At 59.7% G+C, this 22,823-nt stretch carries 20 protein-coding genes, 1 pseudogene and 1 riboswitch; of the genes and pseudogenes, 12 read left to right on the top strand and 9 right to left on the bottom strand.

Annotation, left to right across the window (positions count from 1 at the left end; translation table 11 throughout):
• Positions 1 to 306 precede the first annotated feature (306 nt).
• The 4 genes from LRP30_RS05955 to LRP30_RS05970 form a co-directional block, all read right to left on the bottom strand.
• Positions 307 to 912 (bottom strand): aminodeoxychorismate/anthranilate synthase component II, encoded by a 606-nt coding sequence (locus LRP30_RS05955; RefSeq protein ID WP_249759651.1) that lies wholly within the window; start codon positions 910 to 912, stop codon positions 307 to 309.
• A complete protein-coding gene (gene pabB, locus LRP30_RS05960; RefSeq protein ID WP_249759652.1) occupies positions 909 to 2,303 on the bottom strand; it encodes an aminodeoxychorismate synthase component I in 1,395 nt (464 codons plus the stop codon). Before pabB ends, LRP30_RS05955 begins: the two co-directional genes overlap by 4 nt.
• A 115-nt stretch (positions 2,304 to 2,418) precedes the next feature.
• On the bottom strand, positions 2,419 to 2,778 hold the full coding sequence (locus LRP30_RS05965) for a Dabb family protein (RefSeq protein ID WP_249761700.1): 360 nt from the start codon (positions 2,776 to 2,778) through the stop codon (positions 2,419 to 2,421).
• Positions 2,779 to 2,941: 163 nt separating this feature from the next.
• The gene (locus tag LRP30_RS05970) at positions 2,942 to 3,580 is read right to left on the bottom strand and encodes a GntR family transcriptional regulator (protein ID WP_249759653.1); all 639 of its coding nucleotides are present in this window, start codon (positions 3,578 to 3,580) and stop codon (positions 2,942 to 2,944) included.
• A 124-nt stretch (positions 3,581 to 3,704) separates the two neighbouring features.
• On the opposite strand from LRP30_RS05970, the gene bioB reads away from it, so the two are divergent.
• The 6 genes from bioB (at position 3,705) to LRP30_RS06000 (ending at position 8,941) form a co-directional block, all read left to right on the top strand.
• Complete coding sequence (gene bioB / locus LRP30_RS05975; RefSeq protein WP_249759654.1) at positions 3,705 to 4,700, top strand: biotin synthase BioB; 996 nt, start codon at positions 3,705 to 3,707, stop codon at positions 4,698 to 4,700.
• 50 nt (positions 4,701 to 4,750) lie between these two features.
• Positions 4,751 to 5,104, top strand: a complete 354-nt coding sequence (gene panD / locus LRP30_RS05980) for an aspartate 1-decarboxylase (protein WP_249759655.1) — start codon at positions 4,751 to 4,753, stop codon at positions 5,102 to 5,104.
• A gap of 74 nt (positions 5,105 to 5,178) precedes the next feature.
• The gene (locus LRP30_RS05985) at positions 5,179 to 6,333 is read left to right on the top strand and encodes an 8-amino-7-oxononanoate synthase (protein ID WP_249759656.1); all 1,155 of its coding nucleotides are present in this window, start codon (positions 5,179 to 5,181) and stop codon (positions 6,331 to 6,333) included.
• A complete protein-coding gene (gene bioD / locus LRP30_RS05990) occupies positions 6,330 to 6,962 on the top strand; it encodes a dethiobiotin synthase (protein ID WP_249759657.1) in 633 nt (210 codons plus the stop codon). The genes LRP30_RS05985 and bioD overlap by 4 nt, the downstream gene beginning before the upstream one ends.
• Positions 6,962 to 8,224, top strand: a complete 1,263-nt coding sequence (locus tag LRP30_RS05995) for an adenosylmethionine--8-amino-7-oxononanoate transaminase (protein ID WP_249759658.1) — start codon at positions 6,962 to 6,964, stop codon at positions 8,222 to 8,224. The genes bioD and LRP30_RS05995 overlap by 1 nt, the downstream gene beginning before the upstream one ends.
• Before the next feature lie 522 nt (positions 8,225 to 8,746).
• Positions 8,747 to 8,941, top strand: a complete 195-nt coding sequence (locus LRP30_RS06000) for a hypothetical protein (RefSeq protein WP_249759659.1) — start codon at positions 8,747 to 8,749, stop codon at positions 8,939 to 8,941.
• An 803-nt stretch (positions 8,942 to 9,744) separates the two neighbouring features.
• Here LRP30_RS06000 and LRP30_RS06005 read toward each other — a convergent pair.
• Together LRP30_RS06005 and LRP30_RS06010 are read right to left on the bottom strand one after the other, a co-directional pair.
• Positions 9,745 to 10,188, bottom strand: coding sequence for a hypothetical protein (locus LRP30_RS06005; protein WP_249759660.1), 444 nt, complete (start codon positions 10,186 to 10,188; stop codon positions 9,745 to 9,747).
• A 415-nt stretch (positions 10,189 to 10,603) separates the two neighbouring features.
• Positions 10,604 to 10,888, bottom strand: coding sequence for a helix-turn-helix domain-containing protein (locus LRP30_RS06010; RefSeq protein ID WP_027555782.1), 285 nt, complete (start codon positions 10,886 to 10,888; stop codon positions 10,604 to 10,606).
• 38 nt (positions 10,889 to 10,926) lie between these two features.
• Here LRP30_RS06010 and LRP30_RS06015 point away from each other — a divergent pair.
• Positions 10,927 to 12,030 (top strand): annotated as a pseudogene (locus LRP30_RS06015) (IS630 family transposase).
• A gap of 339 nt (positions 12,031 to 12,369) precedes the next feature.
• Here LRP30_RS06015 and LRP30_RS06020 read toward each other — a convergent pair.
• On the bottom strand, positions 12,370 to 13,893 hold the full coding sequence (locus LRP30_RS06020) for a PepSY domain-containing protein (RefSeq protein WP_249759661.1): 1,524 nt from the start codon (positions 13,891 to 13,893) through the stop codon (positions 12,370 to 12,372).
• Between the two features lie 2 nt (positions 13,894 to 13,895).
• Positions 13,896 to 16,013 carry a TonB-dependent receptor gene (locus LRP30_RS06025; RefSeq protein ID WP_249759662.1) on the bottom strand — a complete coding sequence of 706 codons (2,118 nt, stop codon included), beginning with the start codon at positions 16,011 to 16,013 and terminating at the stop codon, positions 13,896 to 13,898.
• A gap of 274 nt (positions 16,014 to 16,287) precedes the next feature.
• A riboswitch (cobalamin riboswitch) is annotated at positions 16,288 to 16,487 on the bottom strand.
• Between the two features lie 728 nt (positions 16,488 to 17,215).
• On the opposite strand from LRP30_RS06025, the gene LRP30_RS06030 reads away from it, so the two are divergent.
• From LRP30_RS06030 to LRP30_RS06040, 3 genes are all read left to right on the top strand, one after another.
• Positions 17,216 to 17,476: a hypothetical protein gene (locus LRP30_RS06030; RefSeq protein WP_249759663.1), complete on the top strand. Its 261-nt coding sequence runs from the start codon at positions 17,216 to 17,218 to the stop codon at positions 17,474 to 17,476.
• A 660-nt stretch (positions 17,477 to 18,136) separates the two neighbouring features.
• Positions 18,137 to 18,337 carry a hypothetical protein gene (locus tag LRP30_RS06035; RefSeq protein WP_249759664.1) on the top strand — a complete coding sequence of 67 codons (201 nt, stop codon included), beginning with the start codon at positions 18,137 to 18,139 and terminating at the stop codon, positions 18,335 to 18,337.
• Between the two features lie 17 nt (positions 18,338 to 18,354).
• Entirely contained in the window at positions 18,355 to 18,801 is a 447-nt protein-coding gene (locus LRP30_RS06040) for a winged helix-turn-helix domain-containing protein (RefSeq protein WP_249759665.1), read from the top strand.
• 1,078 nt (positions 18,802 to 19,879) lie between these two features.
• Here the strand turns inward: LRP30_RS06040 and LRP30_RS06050 are convergent.
• Positions 19,880 to 21,220 carry an LLM class flavin-dependent oxidoreductase gene (locus tag LRP30_RS06050; RefSeq protein WP_249759666.1) on the bottom strand — a complete coding sequence of 447 codons (1,341 nt, stop codon included), beginning with the start codon at positions 21,218 to 21,220 and terminating at the stop codon, positions 19,880 to 19,882.
• 136 nt (positions 21,221 to 21,356) lie between these two features.
• Here LRP30_RS06050 and LRP30_RS06055 point away from each other — a divergent pair, with 136 nt between their 5' ends.
• Both LRP30_RS06055 and LRP30_RS06060 read left to right on the top strand, forming a co-directional pair.
• The gene (locus LRP30_RS06055; protein WP_249759667.1) at positions 21,357 to 21,749 is read left to right on the top strand and encodes a hypothetical protein; all 393 of its coding nucleotides are present in this window, start codon (positions 21,357 to 21,359) and stop codon (positions 21,747 to 21,749) included.
• 124 nt (positions 21,750 to 21,873) lie between these two features.
• A complete protein-coding gene (locus LRP30_RS06060) occupies positions 21,874 to 22,803 on the top strand; it encodes a TauD/TfdA family dioxygenase (RefSeq protein WP_249759668.1) in 930 nt (309 codons plus the stop codon).
• Positions 22,804 to 22,823: the final 20 nt, after the last annotated feature.

Raw genomic sequence — 22,823 nt, forward strand, 5'->3', positions numbered from 1 at the left:
TTTGAGCCTCTTCGAAAAAAAGGTTCTAGATGAATCATGTGACAGCAAATAGAGATAGCCGAGAAATATCGCTCATGACGGACGAACAGTGCGAGCTTGAGCGCTGCAAGCAAGAAATTACGCGTCTCAAACAGTTGGTTGTGCAACTGTCTGAAATTGTTTTGCGCAACGTCGTAAATAGCGCAGAGGGACGAAGGCTAACCCCGTGAGTCTCCCTTCGAAGGGCAGGCGAGCGCCCTGCCCTGACGGCCGCCAACCGGGTAAGAGTTGGTTTCGCGAGATAGCAGCCCAGTCCAACCGGCGACGTCACGTTTTTGTCTTTGCCTGCTGCGCCCGGTAGGACTCTGCGAGTCGCAGGAAGTTTTTAAGCACCAGCTGCCCGTCTTGGGTAAGTATCGATTCCGGATGAAACTGCACACCAAAAGTTGGTTGATAGCGATGTGCGAGGGCCATGATCTCGCCCTCGTCCGAACGCGCGCTCACCGTAAGATGCGGTGCGCATGACTCATCGAGCTCAACAACAAGAGAATGGTAGCGGCCAACGCAAAGTGGGGACGGTAGCTGCCTAAATAGCCCTCGGCCGTCATGTGTTACATATGAGGACCGACCGTGCATAGGGCAACGTGCGCGCGCCACGCGTCCGCCGAATACGCTCCCAATACACTGGTGTCCAAGGCAGATGCCGAGAATTGGGACGCGACCCGAAAGTTCGCGGACGACGGCCGTCGATACTCCGGCCTCATTTGGAGTGCAAGGACCGGGGGAGATGACCACTGCGCGCGGCTTGAGGTCAACAAGCTCGCTGACGCTGACCACGTCGTTCCGGAACACTTCCGTTGCTTCACCAAGCTTATGGAAATAGCGGGCGATGTTGAAGACGAAGGAATCGTAGTTGTCGATGATGACAATCAAAGTGCACCGGGTGTTTCAGCACGAAATGCGTCAAAGATTCGCTGCGCCTTGGCAAGTGTCTCCTCGTATTCTGCCGCCGGGTCCGACATCGCCGTTATACCGCTACCCGCGTGGAACACAGCCATATCGTCGTCGATCGTTACAGTGCGGATCGCAACGTTCGTGTCCATCTGCCCGTTGAAGCCGATGAAACCGATCGCCCCACAATAGACCTCTCGCGCCACACGCTCGATTTCCGTAATTATCTGCATCGATCGCACCTTTGGCGCCCCAGTAATGGAGCCACCAGGAAAGCAAGCTCGAAGTAGGGTGACCGCATCTTCGTCTCCCGCAAGTGTACCCGTAACGATGGAGACGAGGTGATGCACTGAGGCATAGGATTCGAGCTCGCACAGGGCTGGAACGTCGACTGAATGTGGAGTGCAAACGCGTGATAGATCGTTACGCAGGAGGTCGACGATCATAATGTTCTCGGCACGATCCTTTTCGGACGCAGCGAGCGTGTTAGCGCGGCGCTGGTCTTCGTTGGAGTCGGCGGAACGCGCGATCGTGCCCTTGATCGGTCGTGTTTCGACCTGTGTTCCGTCGAGCTTCAGGAATCGCTCAGGCGAGCTCGATGCGATGGTCAGCTTGCCGTACCGCAAGAGGGCCCCAAAGGGTGCCGGGTTCAATGACCGCAGCTGGCGGTAGAAGGTGAGCGGATCGAATATAGTCGAAAGCCTGGATGTGAAGCGTTGCGCAATGTTGGCTTGGAAGAGGTCTCCGGCCAGGATCAAGTCGATGACACGCTGTACCGCCACAATGTATGCTTCTCGGCTGAAGTTGGAATTCCATGCACCCGCTGTGGCAGGGAGCACAATCCGCGGCGACTTTGGGTTGGCAAGCAGTGCTGCAAACTCATCGGCTCGACGACGTGCGCGCTCGCCGCGACGTACGGGATCCTGCTCCGGCCATCCGGTCGAGACGATCCAGCACCTGTTGTCCCGGTGGTCGTAGCTGACGATCACGTCATAAAGATGCAGAATGGATTGGGGCAAACGCCGACCGGAAATTGCCGGCGCCGGCAATCGCTCCAGCGTCCTGTTCAAATCGTAGGCAAAGAAGCCAGCCGCGCCTCCCTGAAACGGCGGGAGATCGGGACGATGCTCTTGCGGATACCTTGCGAGAAGAGTGCGAAGAACTGTCCATGGATCACCATCGATATCTTCGCCATTGCAACTCGCCCGTCCACCCGAGACAATGTAGGTGCTGAATGGATCGCAGGTCAGATACGAGTAACGCCCAAGCAATTCATGCCTTGCAGCGCTATCGAGAAACGTGAGGTGCGGTCGATGCGCGAGACGTCGCACCGCTGTGATAGGCTCAATCCACTGTAGTTCACGGACGTGCATCGGCTATGAGCTACCGACGACTGGTGTGCTGTGGAGCGCGCTTCGGTTGTGATCCCCGCCACAACGAGAGCGACGCTCGTCGGAGCGCCGCAAGCTCTCGAGACTGACTGGCAGGTTAGGCCCCGTCGGTGGATACGATGCGCGGACTAGGTTGAATTGCGCCTGCCGCTGAGACGAAACGCGCATCTGTTGATACGTCATAGTCGGCCGCGAGGCGCAGCTCGCGGAGAGGTCGTGCTCGCCTGATCGATTCCTGGTAAAGGTCATGCGCCTTGTAGGCTGCGAGTTCCGCTTCGTTGTCGAACTCACCATAGACCACGACGTCAATATCGTTGCCGAACTGGTCGGCCTTGCGGTTGCGAGCAATCTCGAGCCGCCGGGCATGCGAGATCGTGGTGAGAAGCGACAGGCCTTCGATCATTTGGTCGATATGGGCCTTATCTTTGGCGGTAAACAAGACAATGTGACGAATCATGGATGGCCATAGGTTAAAATCGCGAGTGGCTCGCATAACTATCTTGGGATCGAGCCCGCTGCAACGCCAGCGCCACATGCCGCCTCGTGCGGCAAAGAGAGTGGCTTGATACTCTTGCGATCGCCGGCGGTCTGAAACGGAACTCGCCAGGTCTCATGCTTGGTCAGGACGCGGGAAGGGCAAGGCGCTCAATCGTTTGAATGTGGCGTGCGAGCAGGTTGCAGGCTTGATCGACGTTCCGCGCTCGCAGTGCTTGCAGAATCAGGCGGTGATCCTGATTGGATCGCGGTCGCCCCCCATAATTGCGCGCCATCGCGAACACCAATCGCGAATTTGCAAGCTGCAGTCCGTCGAGACTGGCGAGCAGGCGCGGCATCGCGCACGGCGCCACCAGCGCCTGGTGAAAAGCGCGGTTGGCCATCTCAAAATCCTGAATCGTCTGGGCATTGTCTCCCTCAATCAGGGCAAGCTCAATCCGTGCCAAATGGGTCGATGTGAACTTTGGCGCCGCATTGCGTAATGCGACCACTTCGAGCGCGGCGCGCATCTCGGCAATCTCCTTCACTGAATTGGTATCAAGCGGGGCAACCCGCACGCCGCGACGGGGCGCAGCGACGACAAGATGTTGCGCCTCCAGCTGCCGAAAAGCCTCGCGTACCGGGACGTGGCTAGAGTTGAACTCCCGCGCGACATGATCCTGCCGCAGCCGGGCATCTGGCGGGATGGCGCCGCTGATTATGCGCTCTCCGATTGTCTCGGCAATGCGTCTGGCAACGGTCGTGCTCTGGTCGTCGATGATCATAGATTATCTATTAGAAAAGCCCGTGCGTTCACGGGCAACGTGCGTTAGCATCAGCTCAGGCTCACGATCATAGATAATCACAAATATTATCTATGATCGATCATGGATGGGAACGCAAGTCTAAATGATTGCCGCTACGAGAGTAGAACAGAACGACAGTCGAAACGGCGCACAGGTCCGCAGCAATTGGGAGCGCGCCGAGGCCGAAGCGCTCTATAGCCTGCCGTTTGCTGACCTGATGTTTCAGGCGCAGAGCGTTCATCGCGACAACTTCGATCCAAACCACGTCGAGACCGCTAGCCTGCTCAGCATCAAGACGGGCGGGTGTCCGGAAGACTGCGGCTACTGCTCCCAGAGCGCGCACTACCAGACCGGTCTGAAAACGACCCGACTGATGGATTGCGACGATGTGGTCGCCAGCGCACAGCGCGCCAAAGACGCCGGCGCAAGCCGCTTCTGCATGGCCGCGGCCTGGCGCAGTCCAAAAGACCGCGATCTCGATCAGGTCTGCTCCATGGTCAGCGCAGTCAAAGGTCTTGGAATGGAAACCTGCGTCACCGTCGGCATGCTGACCCCGAACCAGGCTGTACGGCTCGTTGAGGCTGGACTCGACTTCTACAATCACAACGTCGACACCTCGCCGGAGTTCTACGGCAAGATCATCAGCACCCGTACTTTGCAGGATCGCATTGACACACTCGCACATGTTCGAGAGGCCGGCATCAAGGTATGTAGCGGCGGTATTATCGGCATGGGCGAGCGCGTCGAAGATCGCCTTGGCATGCTCGTGCTGCTCGCCAATCTGCCCAGCCATCCCGAGAGCGTTCCAATCAACATGTGGAACGAGGTCGAGGGCGTGCCGGTCAATGACACCGCGGAGCGTCCCGAACCCTTTGCTCTGGTCCGCCTGGTGGCGACCGCTCGGATCATGATGCCGAAGAGCGTGGTGCGGTTGTCCGCTGGACGGCAGTATATGACCGATGAACTGCAGGCGCTGTGCTTTTTTGCCGGCGCGAATTCGATCTTCATCGGCGACACGCTCTTGACCACCAAGAACCCGCAGCGCGATCGCGACGCGAACTTGCTGGACCGGCTCGGCATCGCGTCCAACTTAGCCTGAATCAATCAGACCAGCGCGCGCGCCGCGCGCAAATCCAGCTTGGGTGAAAAATGCAGATTACGTTGATGAAAGGCAAAATCCATCGCGCCTCGGTCACCGAAGCCGACCTGCACTATGAAGGTTCGATTTCGATTGACCGTGCGCTGCTGAATGCTGCTGGATTTTTGATCAACGAACGCGTTGAAATCTACAACATCGACACTGGAGCGCGATTTGCCACCTATGTGATCGAAGCGCCCACAGGGTCAGGCATCATAGGGCTGAATGGTGCGGCTGCGCGACTCGCGATGCCAGGAGACAAAGTTATTATCGTTGCATATGCCTCCTTTGACGAGGCCGAAGCAAAAACTTTCAAGCCGCACGTTGTGCTGGTCGACCGAGAAAATCGCATCTTGCCAGGCTGAAGCCAAGAGCCCGAAGCTGAAGCTTCGTTCTTCCCCGCCATCAGAACCATCGATCGCTACTGTCCGAGTGAAGAATGTATCCAATCCATGCGACCAAAGTTGCCGATTATGTCGCAGCCTTGCATGTCCTCAAGGAAGAGGACCGGCTGCGCGGCCTCAAGCCGCGCGCGGGGATCGATTTCGCGTCTAACGACTATCTCGCGCTGGCGAGTGCGCCGCGCCTGAAAAAGGCTGTCTTGGACGCGCTCGAGGCCGGTACACCGATCGGTGCCGGTGGGTCGCGGCTTTTGCGCGGCAATTGCGAGGAGCACGAACGTCTCGAAGCAGAAGCTGCCAGTTTCTTTGGGGCGGACACAGCGCTTTTCTTTGGCGGCGGCTATGTCGCAAATTTCGCCGTCCTGACAACGCTGCCGCAGCGGGGCGATTTGCTTGTTATCGACTCTCTAGTGCACGCGAGTATTCATGAAGGCGCGCGAGCTGGCCGGGCCGACTTTCGGACAAGCGCGCATAACGATCCGGAGTCGATCGAAAGCACGATTCGCGACTGGCGGGCCGATGGCGGAATGGGCCGCATCTGGATCGTGGTCGAAAGTCTGTACAGCATGGACGGCGACTTTGCGCCTCTCAAGGACATGGTGGCGCTCGCCGATCGCCATGATGCGTTCCTGATGGTGGATGAGGCCCACGCAACAGGCGTTTACGGCAAGCAGGGACGAGGGCTCACCGCGCCCTATGAGGGACGCGAAAATCTGCTGGTCGTTCATACCTGCGGCAAGGCGCTGGGCGCGGCCGGCGCGCTAGTGACTGCGTCGGGCGTGCTGCGAGACTTTATGGTCAATCGGTGCCGTCCATTCATCTTCGCGACCGCGCCATCGCCGCTGATGGCTGTCGCAGTGAGGGAGGCGATTCTGATCCTGCAGCAGGAACCCGAGCGGCAGCAGCGTCTCACCAACCTGGTCGCGTTCGCGCATCGGCAGATGAGAGAACGCGGTTGGAAAAGTCCCTCGGATTCGCAGATCGTGCCATACATCGTAGGCGACAATGCGCGCACGATGCGCCTCGCCTCTGCATTGCAGGCTCGCGGGTTCGATATCCGCGGAATCCGGCCGCCAACCGTACCGGCGTGCACGGCGCGCTTGCGAATTTCGCTGACGCTCAACGTGGGGGAGGATGACGTGCGTGCAATGCTCAATGCCTTGATCGAGGAGACGAAAGGCGAGCTTCGATGAGTGCGAGGATCGTCGTAACGGGCACAGGTACCGGAATTGGAAAGACGGTGTTTTCCGCGGGGCTCGCGAATCTCCTCGGAGCAGACTATTGGAAGCCGATTCAGGCTGGTCTCGAAGGAGAGACCGATACCGAGGTCGTTGCTCGTCTTGGTGGCCTCTCGGCCGATCGCACCCTGCCGGAACGCTACCGCCTTCAGACCCCCGCTTCGCCCCATTATTCTGCCGAGCTTGATGGAGTTCGCATCGAGCCGGATTTGCTCGATGTGCCCGATACCGGGGAGCGGCCGTTGGTGATCGAGGGCGCGGGCGGGCTAATGGTGCCGCTGAGCGGCGACACGCTCTACATCGATGTCTTCGAGCGATGGCGGCTCCCAGTCGTGCTTTGCGCAAGCACAGCGCTGGGCACCATCAATCACTCGCTGCTGTCGATAGAGGCTCTCCGAAAACGTGAGATCCGCATTCTTGGGATGGCCTTCATTGGCGAAAGAAATGCTGAGACTCAGGTGGCAGTTCGCGAACTCGGGCGGGTGCGATGGTTGGGGCGATTGCCGTGGCTTTCCTCTCTCACGGCAAACACGCTGCAGGCCGCCTTCAAAGCTTCATTCCGTGCTGATGATTTCAAACCGTGATGCCGAAGACCAAGTCGCCGATCTGGCATCCATTCACGCAACACGCGCTTCAAAGCGAAATGACAAAGGTTGTGCGTGCTGATGGTGCTTATCTACACACAGCGGATGGGCGGCGCATTATCGATGCAATCTCATCCTGGTGGGTCGTAACGCATGGTCATTGCCATCCACATATTGTAGGCGCCATTCAGGAACAAGCCGGTAAGCTCAATCAGATCATCTTTGCCGGCTATACTCACGATCCGGCTGAGGAGCTTGCTGCACAACTCTTGAAACTCGCACCTCGCGGTCTCGACCATGTCTTCTTCTCCGACAGTGGCTCCACCAGTGTCGAAGTCGCCTTGAAGATGGCGCTCGGGTATTGGCATAACATCGGTCAGCAGCGAAAACGCATCGTCGTGATGCAACACTCCTATCACGGCGATACGGTTGGGGCCATGTCCGTTGGTGCCCGAGGCGTGTTCAACGCAGCGTACGGGCCGCTGCTGTTCGACGTTACCTCGATTCCATTCCCTGCGAGAGGTCGTGAGCAGGCGACACTCGCTGCGCTCGAGTCGGCATGTCGAAACGAAATGCCAGCCGCCTTTATTGTGGAGCCTCTGATATTGGGGGCGGGCGGGATGCTGATGTACCCAGCCTGGGTGCTGACTGTGATGAAGCGGATCTGCGAGGCGTCGGACGTGCTGTTCATTGCCGACGAAGTCATGACGGGCTGGGGCCGCACCGGATCGCTATTTGCTTGCGAGCAGGCCAATGTCACGCCCGATATCGCTTGCTATTCTAAGGGTCTCACGGGAGGGGCGCTCCCACTCGCGGTTACGCTCTGCCGTGCGGACATTTTCGACGCGCATTATTCGAAAGATCGTATGCGTACATTCTATCATTCGAGTTCATATACGGCGAATCCCGTAGCCTGTGCCGCTGCGAAAGCAAACCTGGATCTTTGGTGGCATCGGGACTCCCGCGAGCGCGCCGCTTCGGTTGCCGCCATGCAAGAGCGCGCACTTGAGCCATTCCGCGCCGACGCGCGCTTTGAAAACGTTCGTCGTTCCGGGACCATCACAGCGCTTGATCTGAAAACGGGCGATGGCGGTTATCTGGCGGACATCGGTCCGAAGCTCCAGGCCTTCTTTAACGACCGAAATCTGCTGCTGCGCCCGCTAGGCAATACCATCTACGTGATGCCGCCCTATTGCGTCACCGCCGCAGATCTCGATGAAATCTACGCTGGCATCAGCGATGCTGCCGATGCGCTGGTTTGAAAGTGTGCTTTGCAAGTTCTGACTCGCGCTCCTCCTCCTCAGCGATGCTAGTCATCCCAGGGCCGAAAGGAAGCTCGCTTGCCTAGGTGAAGTCCGTAGCCGCGGTCGCTCCCAGGACGGTCATGAAGCAGGACCAGTGCTGACCACAGGTCGCCAATCCTAGAAGGCGCTGAAATCCACCGAAGAAGCCGGAGCTCCAACAGGATTTGTGCGCAATAACAGGACGTGTCGCATTGATGGAGTGTCCAAAGTGCTACAGTATGAAGCTCAAACGATGCAAATGTGAAGCCGAGGCAACACCTCTCATTGGACCGCGACTGTTCGTTCGTACGTACAATGCCTCGAGGAACAAAGGCGCAGAATTGGCAAAGTCAGCGTGCCGCAGCCGGGACATGAGGTAATGCCGATGGGTGATTTGATGTTGGACCGTGATGGTGACTTGATCTTTCAACTTCTGCTTTACCTTGGTCTATTGCTTATTGTTGCGTCTGTGATGAGCTTGAGCGCGATGGGAATTGCAGCATGGTCAAGCCAATGACCGTCAGGAAGCATCAGTTCGCGGGTGAGCTGCGGCAGTTAATCGAGACGCACATCGGCCCGTCGAGCACGTTTGGAGACTACGTCCTCATAATCGGGGAGCTGGAAGGGGCGAAGAACCAGCTGGAGCTTGAGTCCGAGAAGTTCTCCGACGAGGAGGTTAACGCCTTCGGATTATAGCGAGCTCGTCGCACTGCAGAGATCTGGTAGGCGGAAGATAGTCATGCAGGAAATGTCGATTGAGCAATTTTCGGCAGCAGCTCATTCTTCGGCATGAGATGCCGCGTATTCTGAGCCCGCTCAAGTGGCCGCGGCGGCGGTGCGCTGGCAGCGACTCAGAACTGACCTACCACGCGTCTGAACGCCGGGTGCACCAGCGTAATCCAGTGTTCGCACCGGCTGCCCTCGTAGGCCTAGTTCCGGCGCTTGGACCTTATCCGGCAGGCCGCCCAGAACAGATCTGGCGCGATCTCGCCTTGCTCAAGGGCTTCGCGTAGATGCCTTCGCATCGACCCGCGGAGACGCGCCGCGTGAACTGCTCGTAGTCTTCCAGGCCATTTGCGGTGCCGTATGGGACAAGGTCAGCGTCGCCTCTGACTTAAGATCCAAACGCGGCTTCAGCTGACGGATTTGAGGGCGATCTTCTTCTTGTCGATCATATTCGAATGCTCCCGCTCCAGGCGACCAGGCTGCGATTTCCATCACCAAAGCGCTCTTCTGGCGGAGGGGCAGAGGCACCTCACCCTGACGAGAGCGTAGTCATGATCCTCTTATCCTAATGATCGTAATCAACCTCGGCGCTATGATGACGCGCTGAAAGGATCAGAGTCTTGGGGCGGCCCAAATTCGAATGTGATCCCTGGTTTACCCAAACTGAAAGTGGCTCGGGGGACGAACTCTTCGTGCGTTGAGCTGCCTCGGATGGAGTTTGATATGGGGCGGATCGAGCCTACAATTTCGGTGAGCATCTGAGCGCGACTCTTTCAAGAATACCTTGTACGCTTCCCGACGGTCATATGCGGATTTCCGGCCATGCAGCGCCCGAGATTCGGGATATTTTCGGGGCTCAAGCCCTGTGGCGCGGCAGGGATTTCTCTGAGAATTGCACCGCACGTCCTCGGCTCGCTTGAATCGGCTTTGAGATGCAGCGGCGATGTGCGTAGCCGCCGATGACGACAACGCGCGGCCCAGCCTGCCCGCAATGAATGCACCGCCTCGACTTCTGTCCCCAGGGATATCTCGCTGTCATTGCCGCAAATAGGGGGGTCGGGCCGAACGCGGCGAACGCTCTCGCTGCCGTCCGGATGTCTGATTGTTTGCATGGTCGGTCCCTCGATATCTTCCGATTGCTCAGCGATCTTCTCGCTGGCGCACCGCGCCTTGAGGTCGAGCGCGTGCTCGGCCAAGGTCGGCGAGCCGCCGCGCATGGCCCGCGCCTTGGCCTCCTCAACGATGCCTTGCTCGATCGCTTGCGGGAGGCGGGGGTGGCATGGTCGCGCCTCGTTGGTTTTCAGTCGGCGTGGCGGCTGGGGTCACCTCTGCGGTGATCGCAGACCTCGAGGAATTGACCGCGAGCAGCTCCCGCAGGCGCTCCATGCGGGCGATCTGGAAAGGATAGGCAGGCTTGATCATCGAAGCAGGTCTCTCTGATCGAATGAGAGGACCCCGACAATGAAGATGATGACGAGCGCGTACGCGAGGAGTTTAATCAGCGGTCTCGGCTGGCCGTTGTCCGCATATCCCCAGTCCGCGCCATAGATGCGTGCCATTTCGCGATGGGCGTTCCTGACAAAGGCGCGCTCGATGCAGCTTGCGGCAATGAATGAAGCGACTAGTGGCTCGTCACAGTGGTTTTGACGGTTTGATACCGAGCCAGTCTAGGATAGGCAAGTTTTCCGGTGGCACGAGGATTTCGATGCTTCTGGGGGCACCGGCTTGACGGCGAATAAGGCCGTTACGCTCGAGCGTGACGATCATCTGATGGACTGAGGGCGGGCTGACGCCGAAGTGGCGCTGCATATCGGTTTCGGCAGGCGGCCGTCCGAACATGTACGAGTAGGTATAGATGAAGGCCAAGTAGTGGCCCTGTTTTTCAGTAAAGTGCGCGGCGCCTGATTTTTGACTCATCGATCGATTCGTCCCGGGCCTCCGACAGGGAGGCGACGATGAATGTACGTTATCGGGTCGAGTTGAGCCAAGCCGAGCGCGACGAACTGATTGCGATGCTGAGCGGCGGCAAACATGCCGCCCGCAAACTCAAACGGGCGCAGATTTTGCTGGCGGCCGACGCCGGCGGCGACGACGAGGAGATTGCCCGCACCGTCCGCGTGAGCGGTTCTACCGTCTATCGGACCAAGCGCCGCTTCGTGGAAGGCAATCTGGAGCGGGCCTTGAGCGAGGAGCCACGTCCCGGCGCGCAGCGCAAGCTCAACGGCAAGGAAGAGGCCCTGCTGGTGGCGACTGCATGCGCCACCGCCTGCCGGGCGGAGGCGCTGGACGCTGGCGCTGCTGGCCGACGCGATGGTCAAGCTCACCGATCACGATAGCCTATCGGGCGAGACCGTGCGTCGCCGGCTGGCCGAGAATGACCTCAAGCCGTGGCGCAGGGACATGTGGTGCATTCCCCATGTCGATGGCGAATACGTCGCCCGCATGGAAGATGTGCTCGATCTCTACGCTGAAGCGCCCGATCCCGAGCGACCGCTGGTCTGCTTCGATGAGACCCCCGTCCAACTCATCGGCGAGGTGCGCCAGCCGATCCCACCCGCGCCGGGTCAGCGCGAACGCTACGATTACGAGTACCGTCGCAATGGCACTGTCAATCTCTTCGTCACCTTCGAAAGGTCACTGAACGGCGCACAGCCGTGGACTATGCTCACTGCATGCGCGAACTCGTCGACGTCCATTACCCCAAGGCCGCCTGCATCCGTGTCGTGCAAGACAACCTGTCGATCCATGCCCCCGGCGCCCTCTACCAGGCCTTTGCGCCCGCTGAGGCCCGCCGTATCTTGCGTCGCCTCGAGTTCCACTACACCCCGAAACATGCCAGTTGGCTTAACATGGTTGAGATCGAGATCGGCGTCCTCCAAGGGCAGTGTCTCAGCCGCCGAATCGACGATCCAAAACGTCTCAGAAATGAGATCGCAGCATGGGAGCGGCAGCGAAACAAAGCGCGCGCTCGCATCAACTGGATGTTCACGACAGACAAAGCTCGCGACAAATTGGGCCGCGCTTATCCAGATGCGCCCAAAGAGTCAAAATCACAGTGACGAGCCACTAGTGCGAGGACGCAGCCTAGATAGTCATCCATAAAACTCCACAAAAAGTTGCTGCCGGCGACCGTTGTGAAGGAGAGTGCCGCGACGGCATTGCGAAAATGCTCCACGATGTTTCCTTTACGCCCTCTGACGGCGAGACAATAGCGTTGCAACCCTGGCGGTCAGCGGCGTTTATAGCCGTTATTCGCCGCTTTTCTGCTTGATCGGCTTCGGTGCGCCCGGTTCTCCCGAGATTTCAGGGTCGCTCTTCCGGCGGCTTGTCCGGATGACGGCCGTGAGCCAATTGGCTGAACCCAATTGGAGGTCCGGTACAAACAAATCACTCGCCAGTTAATCAGCGGCTTCGTCAGAAACCCGGATTTCCCGATAGACACGTGCCGGACGGACAGGCTGTCGTATCCTCCCGTGGCGGCGCAGTCGTCGCCAACCCATGACAATTCCACTGGTCGATACAATCATTCCAATCACCGACAACAGCCAGACTACGATGTCCCATGCGGGGCGGTAGTCCAGCAGCAGCTTAAAATCGAGACTGTGCAGGGCATTGAACAGCCAGCGATGCGATCGCCGGCTCTCGTCAGTGCGGCCGAGAATGTCGCCCGTGATCGGGGCAATGTGGAACCAGGTCTTCGCCGCGTCGTCGAAGCCCACGCGCAATGCCGGCAAGGTGCGCTCGTTGTGGTGCGGATACCAATAGCTGTCGAACTGCGTCAGGCGCAGGTGAAGGGTCATCGCGGCGGCCGGCAACAATTGGCGGCCGGCTTCGAAAATCTGGTTGTCGGACAGGCCCGACGGGACGCCACTTGCCGGATCGGCGGTGGTCTGACGACCGTCGCGATCGGTGAGGACCATCAGGGGACGGCCGCCGATCCAGACGAAGCGGGCTTCCACCGCGCCCTGCGGCGGCATCGACCGGAAGTTCGCCGCGATCTCCGGCGCGTCATGTCCGGCATAGCGCGCGGCCATGTCCCTGGTCGGCGTGCGAGCGGCGAAATACTCTCCGGGATTGAGCGACAGCCAGCCGCTGAATATCCATGTCATCACGAAGACGCCACCGACCAGCCCGGCGATATGGTGCCAGGCCATCCAGCCGCGATAGGGCGTGACAGTGCCCCGGGCATAGCGCCGGCGCAAGCGCAACCGCAGGACGCCGATCCAGAAGCCGGTTACCCCCACCACGAGGCAGATGCCGGATATCCAGAGCACCACCTGCCGCCAGAGCGCGGCATCCCGGCGAAGAACCGTAGGATAGATCCAGTGCGGAATCGAGCCGAGCCAATTCCAGAGCCTCTCGCGGCGTGTCGTGTCGAGCACCAGCTCGCCCGTCCTCGCTGAGATGTAGAGCTCCGTTCCGCTGTCGTCTCCAAGCGAGACCAGGAATAACGGCCGCAATGGATCATAGCGCGCCGTCACGCTCCATTGATCGCGACCGATCGTGCCGATGATGCCGGGACGCACCGCATTCGGATGATGGCTGGCGATTGCCTGCGCCTGCTCGGACGCAACGCCCTCGATCAGATGCCCGTCCGTTGCGGCTACGGTGCTGCGCCTGCCGTCCCAATCCAGCAGCCGATAGACGGGCGTGTCGTCCAGCATGAGAAGACGAAGGTCGCGCGGATAGTGATCGACACCGGCAATCGCCATGGCCCAGTCGGGCGCGATGCCTACCCGGTCCCAGGCAATATCCGGCAGCGCTGACCATCGCTCGCGGTCGGTGAGCTGCGGGAACGCCACATACATCATGACGATGCCCGAGACGAACCACATCGTGAAAAACAGGCAGGTCGCGATGCCGATCCAGCGATGGATGACGAACAACCATCGCCGTCCCCGGCGGATCAACGTGCCTCGCATGATCAGAACTTCACGTTGACGGACAGTTCCGCCGTGCGCGGCATGCCCAGCAGCCACTGCCCGGCATACGGCGCCGAAATCGCATAGACGGTATCGAACAGGTTGTAGAGGCGGAAGGCGACGGTGGTCCGCGCGTGCGGCTTCCAGCGTATTCCGCCGTTCACGATTGCATAGCCGGGGCGGCGGAGCGTATTGGCGTCGTCCGAAAAGGTCCGGCCGACGATCTGAACGCCGCCATAGACCGACCAGTCGGGAGCAAAGTCCCAGGTGACCCAGACGTTCGAAACCTGCTCCGGCACATTCTTGGGGATGTTGCCGGCGTAGCTGACGATCTTGCCGCCCACCGTCTGGCTGAACTTGTCGTATCTCGCCTGCAGCAGCGCCAGATTGGCGTCAACCCGCCAGCCGTCGTTCAGGGCAAGACCGATCGAGGCCTCAACCCCGCGCGACGATTGTTGGCCGACCTGCAACGCCAGACCGGCGGGATTGACGGGATCGGGGACCAGCAGGTTGTTCTTGACGATCTGATAGCCGGCGAGCGTCCACTCGCCACGGCCGCCCCAGAACGATTGCTTCACACCAACCTCGATCTGCTTGCCGGTGGAGAGCTGAAACGTCTTCTGGGTCGCAGCCAATGAGATCAAGTTTGTGACTGGGTCGACGGCGGTCGCGTACTGGCCATAGAACGCCAGGTTCGGGATCGGCGTGTACACCGCGCCGGTGCGCCAGCTCGTCCCCGACAGCGACGTACCAAAACTATTGGCCGGTGTCTTGTAGTCGGTGCGGTCGACCTCGGGGCGGTCGACCCGCACGCCGCTCACGAGGGACAGCTTGTCGGTCAGCGACAGCCGATCCTCGGCGAACAGTGCGTACTGGTTGACGATGGCATTGTAACCGGGCGTGGCCGGCGTCGTCGTTGCGGAAAAATAGCCCAGGCCGACGGCATCGACGCCGACTGAGGTTGTCCCGCCAAAAGGCGAATTGTTGGTGTGGGTGAAGTCGATCCTGTTGACGTCGAAGCCTGTAACGAGCTCGTTGGCGAGGCCGAGCACGTGGCCGCGGAACGTCGCATCCGTCCGGTTGCCGGCCTGCGCCTGGTCATGGAAAATCTCGATGTAGCTGGTCCGCGTGATGAGCTGGTTCGCGGGATTCCACGCGTAGCTCTCGACGTCGCGCCAGTGCCGATGGCTGGTCAGGTAGTAGAGCGTGTCGTGGACCGTGATGCCGTCCGCGACGTTCCATTCAGTCTTGAACTGAGTCCGGTTGTCCTCATAGTGAATCGCGCTGTCGAGCACATTGTAATTCTTGAAGCGCAGCGTGTCGTCGATGGTGCGATTGATCAGAGGGGTCCCGAAGTAGTGCGACGGGTTTCTGTTGCCGTAGTCCTCGGACAGCGTGAAAGCGAGATTGTCCGCAGCCTGCACCCGCACCGCTGCGGAGATCGCCAGGTTGGATGTCTTGTCACGATCGACCCAGCCATCCGACATGTTGCCGGTGGCGGTGAAGCGATAGGATACATTGGGATTGACGGCGCCGCCGCTGTCTACCGCAAGGCGTCGCGTCACGTTGCTGTCGAGCGATACTTCGGCATCGTTGTAGGTCGTTGCGATCGGCTTCTTCGGGGTCACGTTGATGATGCCGCCGATGGCACCTTCGCCGTAGAGCACCGACGCCGGCCCGCGCATCACCTCGATACGCTCCGCCGACCAGGTATCGAACGGAAACGTCACCGTGCCGGCACCGACATAAAGGCGCGTGCCGTCGTACAGCGTCATCACCGAATTGCTGCCGGCGAATCCGCGGGTGGCGAAGGAAAGACCGCCGTTCCCGGGGGCTGGGCTCGCGGTAAAGCCGGCTGCGTTCTGGGCCACGGCATCGGTGACGTTGTGCTGGCCGCGACCCGCGATGGTCTGCGCCGTGATCGTCTCGATGCTGGCAGGCGTTTGCAGCGGCGTGAGGCCAAGCCGGCTTCCGCTGGTGTTCCGCTCGGTCAGCCTTAGCGTCGACGGCGAGCCGTCGGAGGCTGCGGCCGCCGGTGCCGCGCGAGGCGTTGCCGCCGGCTTCGACTGCGGCCGGGAGGCCGCGGCCGAACGCTTGCCGTCAGGGCGGACGGCCCTCACCGCCGGCTTTTCAGGCGGGCTGACTGTGACCGGCGGCAAGGTTTGGACCGCACGGGCTTGTTGCGCCTTGGCAGCGCAAATCACAAACGGCAGAGCTGGAAGAAGGAGGGCGTGAGCGAGCAGGCCGGCACGCAGCCGCCTTGGCACGATGGGAAACACGAGAAGACCTCGGCATGACGTCAGTGGCACGTCACAGCGAACGAGGTCTCACCATGGCGCAGATGCGCCTGCGCAAGGTGAAAGCAATGTCTGTACTCCCCGACCGACATTTTCGCGTGTGACCACGACTGACGGCAGGTCTCCTGGCTCGCGGGTCCTAACCTTGCGTCGCCTTCCCAGGACCGAGTTTCCCAGTGGCCTATGACGAAAGATTCGCCGCTTACAGTTGCGGGGGCAGCTGCGGCCTAAGGGAAAATCCCCGCACCGCATTCCCTTTTGATCCCCGAGTGGGGAACCGTCGGTATCACCGTAAGAGGTGACGAGGCGCGAAGTCAATCTCTCTCTGAAGCAAGGCGTTGTTTGCTAAACCAGCTCCACCGGACCAATAGTAACAATGTCCGAGTAAGCAGCAGGAGTTCGTGCTTGGGCCCTATAGAGCGGAAACTCGCGAAAGCTAGTCGAGCATTTGGCCCGCCGGTTGATGACAAAAGCGCATCGCGCAGCTTGCCGCGGCAGAGCCGCGAATCTACGATCAGGTGGGAGACGCGCGCGCCGGACTGCTCTTCACGCCTAAATAACAGAGCCGTTGAAATCTGTCGAAGAAGACGACCGAACGCAGGATTTCAACATGCAGGGGCGGCAGTTTGCATTAATCAACATTGAAAGATGGTTACGGTCACTACAGCGGAAACGATTGCCGCAGAGCACATTTCCGCGCCCGCAACACTTTGGCGGATCTCGGAATTTGCTTGTGGGTCGGCTCCAGCAGCAGAGCGGCACGTTCTAAGTGAATTAGCGGGGACTTTTTGTAGGGCCGCCCAATCTGAAGCCCGTACGACACACTCAGTTGGTTCGTGCGTTATGTACTGTGCTTGTCGGAACAAAAGCTCCGAATTCGCCGTTGCTGCGGAAGGAATCGTTACGCAGCGGCGCGTTGTTCTCGGCGACGAAGTGGGGAGAGGAGCGGCCGCGCCCCTACTCCAGGGGCCTTCCTTAAGGATAGATTGTAAGTAACTATTCGAACAGAAGGAATGAGAGAGCCGATGACACGCTATTTCTTCAATGTCGGCGGCATTCGTCCATTTCAGGACACGCTCGGGGAAGAATTGTTCGACGACAATGCGGCTTGGCAAGCTGCTCTTGATATAGCGCGCCACATTGTAGCAAGCCTAAGGCCCGGCGAGGGATGTCGACTTGAAGTGATGAGCGCAGGTCGGCTGATCCATTCTATAGAGATGACAACCAAACCATCTCACGCTCCGGCTTTGGTTGATTGTGATACTAACTTAGCCTCCCTCCGATGACTCCGGCCACAGAGCTGGCCCGCAACAATAGGATTGCGCGCCGCCTCGCTCGGTAAAGATCCGACGCGCGCCGAAATCATGCTGGCATTGTCTTCCTTTCTGTGTGGCTGCTGATCAAGTTTCTCGCCAGCCTAGCGGGAGAAGGATAGCAGCTCAGAGAGCTTCTCGCTGATGGTCGCGTGACGTCTAATGATCAAGCTTAAGTGGGTCCACTTCGAGAAAGTCAGCTCGGAAGCCCGATCGATTTCGGCAAGGGTACATTCGCCGTGTCAACTGGAATCCCAGCGCTCGAGACCCGAAGAGCCGGCAAGCATGGGCGATGAGAAGCCGCGACCCGAACGTGCCGGCATCGCAGCTCCCACAACTTCCCGGGTGACCCGAGCGGATGATATTCTCCCGGATGATATTCTCCAACCGACAAGCCGACTGGCTCGGAAGCGCGGTCACACGCTCACGTAATACGACTCGCCTCGGTCTCTGCGTGTCACGACGACGCAAGTCGTGCCCCGCAGAGGAGGTTGAATCCTTGCCAGGCTCCGACGCTAGTCGCTCTGCCGCACGGAGATATACTCGGTTTGGGTTTTGCATCTGAAAGATCGCATTCAAAAGTATTCAGTGCGTTCTCGTGCTATTGATCTCTTCGCATTTCGGAGTCGCAGAGTGTTGGACCCAGCCACGACTGCCCTTCTACGCACTATCCTTGATGAGGTCTGCGAGGGCGTATCCCGCAGCGAGACTGGCCTTCGCGCCCATGTCGCCTCCAAGATGCTGGACGCCGCCAGAAACGGTGAAACTACCGCGGAGCGGCTGAGACAGGTGGCCATAGAGGCACTTCGCTCGGCGCCAACGATGTGGCGATAGGTCTCGGCAGTCCTGAAGTGAATTTGCAGGTCACAGTGTTGAAGATTCTCATCAGTTACCCGGATGGATTCGCATCCATGCCCGACCTCAAGCGAGACATGGCGATTTTGGCTACGAGCGGGCCGGATTGGGCAGCGCCCACGAAGAGAATGGGTGCGCGTGTGCCGGGGCTCGACATCTTTTCCCAAGGATTGATTGAGCGCGTCAATCGAGGTTGGCGCATCACGGACAAGGGCCGGGCCGTCCTTGAGGTGATGGAAGCAAGATCGTCCGTCGTAGAAAAGCGAATAGATGAGGACGGACCTGCTGCCGGGACCAACGCTGCTGCCGAGGCGAACGTAGCTGCCAAAGAGCCTGTGAACGCTGCCACGGCTCTTTCAGTTGCGGCCAAGGCAGATCGACGGGCCGCTAAACGACGGCAACGGCTTCGCACTTTTGGAAATGGACGTGCAATACGGTCGTGACTCCGAAACATTGCAGCTTGCGCTTTGGCGACACTCTGCACGACGTGTGGTCTCGAGTTCAGGAGACCGGTGCCTATTTCAAAGCTTTCCACAGTGCTGCTCGTCGTGGGCTTCTCTCGATCCTCGCCGCCGAATCCTTCTTCGAATCTGAGTGAAGACGTAAGTGCTCCAGATTATCAGCATGTCGCCAACACCTTCCCTGCTTCTGCCGGTTGAATGCAACGCGAAACACTCTTGTTGGTGTCCGCCCAGAGCCAAATCGTTGCAAAATGACAAACAAAATCAGAGACCGTACTCCCGACCCTTTTGAGCGACATACCGAACGGGCCGAGGAAAGATAATGTACTGGCACTAAAAGTGATTCGTGCCGCACTACGTCTCACTAATCGCGCATCGTGCCTTAAAGATGCATTTTGTGCGCGCAACGGCCGGAATTGTGCGCCCAGAGACGATAAGAAAAGCACGTTCAATCCAAAACCAAAACTGCCCTGATTCGAGGCCGGCAGGCAGCTGAGACTCATGCGCAAGCATGATTCCATTTGAGGAACCTTCCTTGGGTTTACCGCAGCGGGGCTGTTCTCCTGTGGGAAAGCCTGTTCGGCTTCACGTTTCTCCAGAGATAGTCCAAGGCTTGAGTTTCGCGTTTCCATTGCTCCTTGCGGCCCGGAGAATGGGCCGGAATAAAATCTAGCTATCCACTTCCTCTTTAAACGGCCTTATTGAAGGCGCCATCAAGCGGCTGACTTTTTATGCTTCGAGGCAAATGGCGAACAAGGCGCGTCCGCTTTGAACATGAATACCGGGTAGCTCTTCTGGATGCAGATGGAAGATGGTGGCGCAGTTGCGTGCTCAGCGAGGCGTCCGAAACCGGTGCGCGCCTTCTGATCAAGGATCGCCAGACGTGCTCCGATCGAGGCATTTCTTCCTGCTACTCTCGAAAACAGGGTTGGCATTCCGCCGATGCGAATTGGTTCGACTAGATGGCTGCGAAGCCGATATTGAGTATGTGAACGCCAGAACGGCTCGTTTCCGCGAGAAGTCAAGGCATAGGCCGGCCGCGACGTGACCGCTTTAGCAATCATGCGATCGCTTGAAGAGAGCGCGAGAACACGCTCGCCGGGCGGCTCAAACCATAGTGATCACGAAGAGTGCTGCCCGCATAGTCCTGACGGAACAGGCCGCGTTTGCGCAGGATCGGCACGACTTCCTCGGCGAAAAGGTCGAAGCCGCCAGGTAGCCAGGGTGGCATGACGTTGAAGCCGTCGGCGGCGCCGTTTTCGAACCAGGTCTGGATGTTGTCGGCGATCTTTTCCGGCGGTCCGGCGATCACCCAATGGCCGCGCGCGCCGGCGAGCCGCTGCACGAGCTGGCGGATAGTCGGTTTCTCGCGATCCACGATGTCGACGACGAGCTTGAAGCGGCTGGCGGCGCCGTGCACGCCATTGGTGTCGATCAGGTGCCGCGGAAAAGGCCCATCGAGGTCGAACCCTGAAAGATCAAGCCCGGTCATCTGGCGGAGCTGGGCCAGCGAGAATTCCGGCTGGATCAGCGCGTTGAATTGCTCCTGGAGCCGGTCGGCCTCGACCTGCGTGCTGGCGATGAACGGAGAGATGCCGGGAAGGATTTTGATCTGGTCGGGGCTGCGGTCGAACGCGCGCGCCTGACGCTTGATGTCCGTGTAGAACTCCTGCGCACTCGCCAGGGTCTGATGTGCGGTGAAGATGGCTTCCGCAAAGCGCGCCGCAAACGCCCGTCCGTCCTCGGACGAGCCGGCCTGGACATAGACCGGCCGCCCCTGCGGCGGTCGCGAAACGTTCAGCGGGCCGCGCACGCGGAAATGCTTCCCGATGTGGTCGATCGTATGGATCTTGCTGGTCTCGGCGAAAATGCCGGAGACGGGGTTGTTGACCAGCGCGTCATCTTCCCAACTGTCCCACAGCTTGGTGATGACATCGAGATATTCCCGCGCGCGCTCATAGCGTTCGTGATGCGGCGGATGCTCGGGCAGCCCGAAATTCTGCGCGGCTTGCGGCGAGCTCGTCGTCACGATGTTCCAGCCCGCACGGCCACGGCTGATGTGATCCAGCGAGGCGAACAGCCGCGCCAGATTGTAGGGCTCGGTGTAGGTCGTCGACGCGGTTGCGATCAGGCCGATGCGCTTGGTAGCGGTCGCGATCGCGGTGAGCAGCGTGATCGGCTCGAGCCGGAAGCGCTGCGCGTAGCGGACGTTGTCTGCGAGCGCCGGGCCGTCCGCGAAGAACACCGCATCGAACTTGTGCGCTTCGGCGCGCTGCGCGAGCTCCTGGTAGTAGGTGACGTCGAGAATGCGGTCCGTGGTCGAGGCGTTGTGGCGCCAGGCCGCCTCGTGATGACCGTCCGGATAGATGAAGAAGTTCAGGGAAAGTTGCCGTTTGCTCATGGATTTGGCTCGTGAATATTGAACGATTTCGGATGTTGGCGTCCTGCTTGCGTGCTCGTTCGACTCTATGCCGGGCATCGCAAACCTGTCGATGAAATGAATTTGCGTTGTTGCAGGCGAAGCAAGCATGAAGCATGTGAGCGCGTCGTTGATCGGAGGCGAGTGCGTTCGTCATCACGAACAAGTACGGCAATTCAAGCGGCCTCGTGTGCCGGCTGGTCTGATTTCGCTGCTGTGGCGCGTGCGAAACGGCGGGGCGGACCGTCATCATCGCAAATATTTCCGCGTCCGGACGGCCGACGAAGCGATCATTGCGCGTCGCAGAAAACAAAGCTGGTTTCGTTTCATTGACTGGATCGCGATCGCTTTTACGATCTGCAAGGTCCAAGCGAGGTCGTTCACCATGCGGCAATCCGATCCACTCGTCGTTCACGAAGCAGCCCGGCTGATGCCGGGGGCGTGTGCGCCGTGCTGTGCCGGCGCGATGGCGGAGAGCTGTACAGGCGGGACTGTGCGGCCGATCATCTAGCCGCCGGCGCACATCGCGGTCCCGCAGGACGTCAACCAGAAACACCCCATCACGCGCCGCCGCCGGCAATTACCGGCGCTTGGCGGAGCTTGTCGAGAACAATCACACAAGAAAGACCACCATCATGAGCAATACGACCACCATCGATAATTCCATTCCCCGCGCCGACATCGTCAAGCGCGCGGCGCGGCTCGGTGCCGAGATCAAAAACGTCAAGCTGTCGGGCGATCTGTCGGACGACGTCGTCCGCGCCATCAACCAGGTGCTGCTCGAGCACAAGGTGATCTTCTTCCGCGAGCAGGGGCATCTCGACGATGCCGAGCAGGAACGCTTTGCGGTCCGCCTCGGAAAGCTGGTGCCGCATCCGACGGTCGGGGCGACCAAGGGCACGTCGTCGATCCTGGAGCTGGATTCGGGGCGCGGCGGTGGCCGTGCCGACCAGTGGCACACGGACGTCACCTTCGTCGACGCCTATCCAAAAATCTCTGTGCTGCGCGGCGTCGTGATCCCGCCGTTCGGCGGCGACACCGTTTGGTCGAACACGGCGGCAGCCTATCTCGACCTGCCGGCGCCGCTGCGCAAGCTCGCCGACGAGCTTTGGGCAGTCCACAGCAACGACTATGACTACGCCGTGAGGACGCGGGCGAGCGAAGCTGACCGAAAGCACTTCGACGAAGTCTTCACCGGCACCATCTACGAGACCGAGCATCCGGTGGTGCGGGTCCATCCCGAGACCGGCGAGCGCACGCTGGTGCTCGGCAATTTCGTGCAGCGGTTCGTGGGCCTGCCGAAATATGACGGCCAGAAGCTGTTTGATTTGTTCCAATCCCACATCACCGCGCCGAAAAACACCGTGCGCTGGACCTGGCAGGCCGGGGACGTCGCGATCTGGGACAACCGCGCGACCCAGCATTACGCCGTCAACGACTATGGCGATCAGCACCGCATCGTCCGCCGCGCCACCATCGACGGCGACGTGCCGCTCAGCGTCGATGGCCGCCGCAGCGTGACGCGGATCAAGGCGTCGAAATCGGAGACGGCCAAGGCCGCCTGATTCCGCTTCACTCACAGGAT

Origin of the sequence: Bradyrhizobium sp. C-145, assembly GCF_023375135.1 — a bacterium.
Classification (GTDB): domain Bacteria; phylum Pseudomonadota; class Alphaproteobacteria; order Rhizobiales; family Xanthobacteraceae; genus Bradyrhizobium; species Bradyrhizobium zhanjiangense.

What these genes read in the sequence shown, in the direction of transcription:
- pabB (WP_249759652.1), bottom strand. Translation starts at nt 2,303, where the DNA reads ATGCACGTCCGTGAACTACAGTGGATTGAGCCTATCACAGCGGTGCGA.
- LRP30_RS05985 (WP_249759656.1), top strand. Translation starts at nt 5,179, where the DNA reads ATGTATCCAATCCATGCGACCAAAGTTGCCGATTATGTCGCAGCCTTG.
- LRP30_RS06050 (WP_249759666.1), bottom strand. Translation starts at nt 21,220, where the DNA reads ATGAGCAAACGGCAACTTTCCCTGAACTTCTTCATCTATCCGGACGGT.
- bioB (WP_249759654.1), top strand. Translation starts at nt 3,705, where the DNA reads ATGATTGCCGCTACGAGAGTAGAACAGAACGACAGTCGAAACGGCGCA.
- LRP30_RS06010 (WP_027555782.1), bottom strand. Translation starts at nt 10,888, where the DNA reads ATGAGTCAAAAATCAGGCGCCGCGCACTTTACTGAAAAACAGGGCCAC.
- LRP30_RS06060 (WP_249759668.1), top strand. Translation starts at nt 21,874, where the DNA reads ATGAGCAATACGACCACCATCGATAATTCCATTCCCCGCGCCGACATC.
- LRP30_RS05965 (WP_249761700.1), bottom strand. Translation starts at nt 2,778, where the DNA reads ATGATTCGTCACATTGTCTTGTTTACCGCCAAAGATAAGGCCCATATC.
- LRP30_RS05970 (WP_249759653.1), bottom strand. Translation starts at nt 3,580, where the DNA reads ATGATCATCGACGACCAGAGCACGACCGTTGCCAGACGCATTGCCGAG.
- LRP30_RS05995 (WP_249759658.1), top strand. Translation starts at nt 6,962, where the DNA reads ATGCCGAAGACCAAGTCGCCGATCTGGCATCCATTCACGCAACACGCG.
- bioD (WP_249759657.1), top strand. Translation starts at nt 6,330, where the DNA reads ATGAGTGCGAGGATCGTCGTAACGGGCACAGGTACCGGAATTGGAAAG.
- LRP30_RS06000 (WP_249759659.1), top strand. Translation starts at nt 8,747, where the DNA reads ATGGTCAAGCCAATGACCGTCAGGAAGCATCAGTTCGCGGGTGAGCTG.
- panD (WP_249759655.1), top strand. Translation starts at nt 4,751, where the DNA reads ATGCAGATTACGTTGATGAAAGGCAAAATCCATCGCGCCTCGGTCACC.
- LRP30_RS06030 (WP_249759663.1), top strand. Translation starts at nt 17,216, where the DNA reads ATGACACGCTATTTCTTCAATGTCGGCGGCATTCGTCCATTTCAGGAC.
- LRP30_RS06005 (WP_249759660.1), bottom strand. Translation starts at nt 10,188, where the DNA reads ATGCGCGGCGGCTCGCCGACCTTGGCCGAGCACGCGCTCGACCTCAAG.
- LRP30_RS06020 (WP_249759661.1), bottom strand. Translation starts at nt 13,893, where the DNA reads ATGCGAGGCACGTTGATCCGCCGGGGACGGCGATGGTTGTTCGTCATC.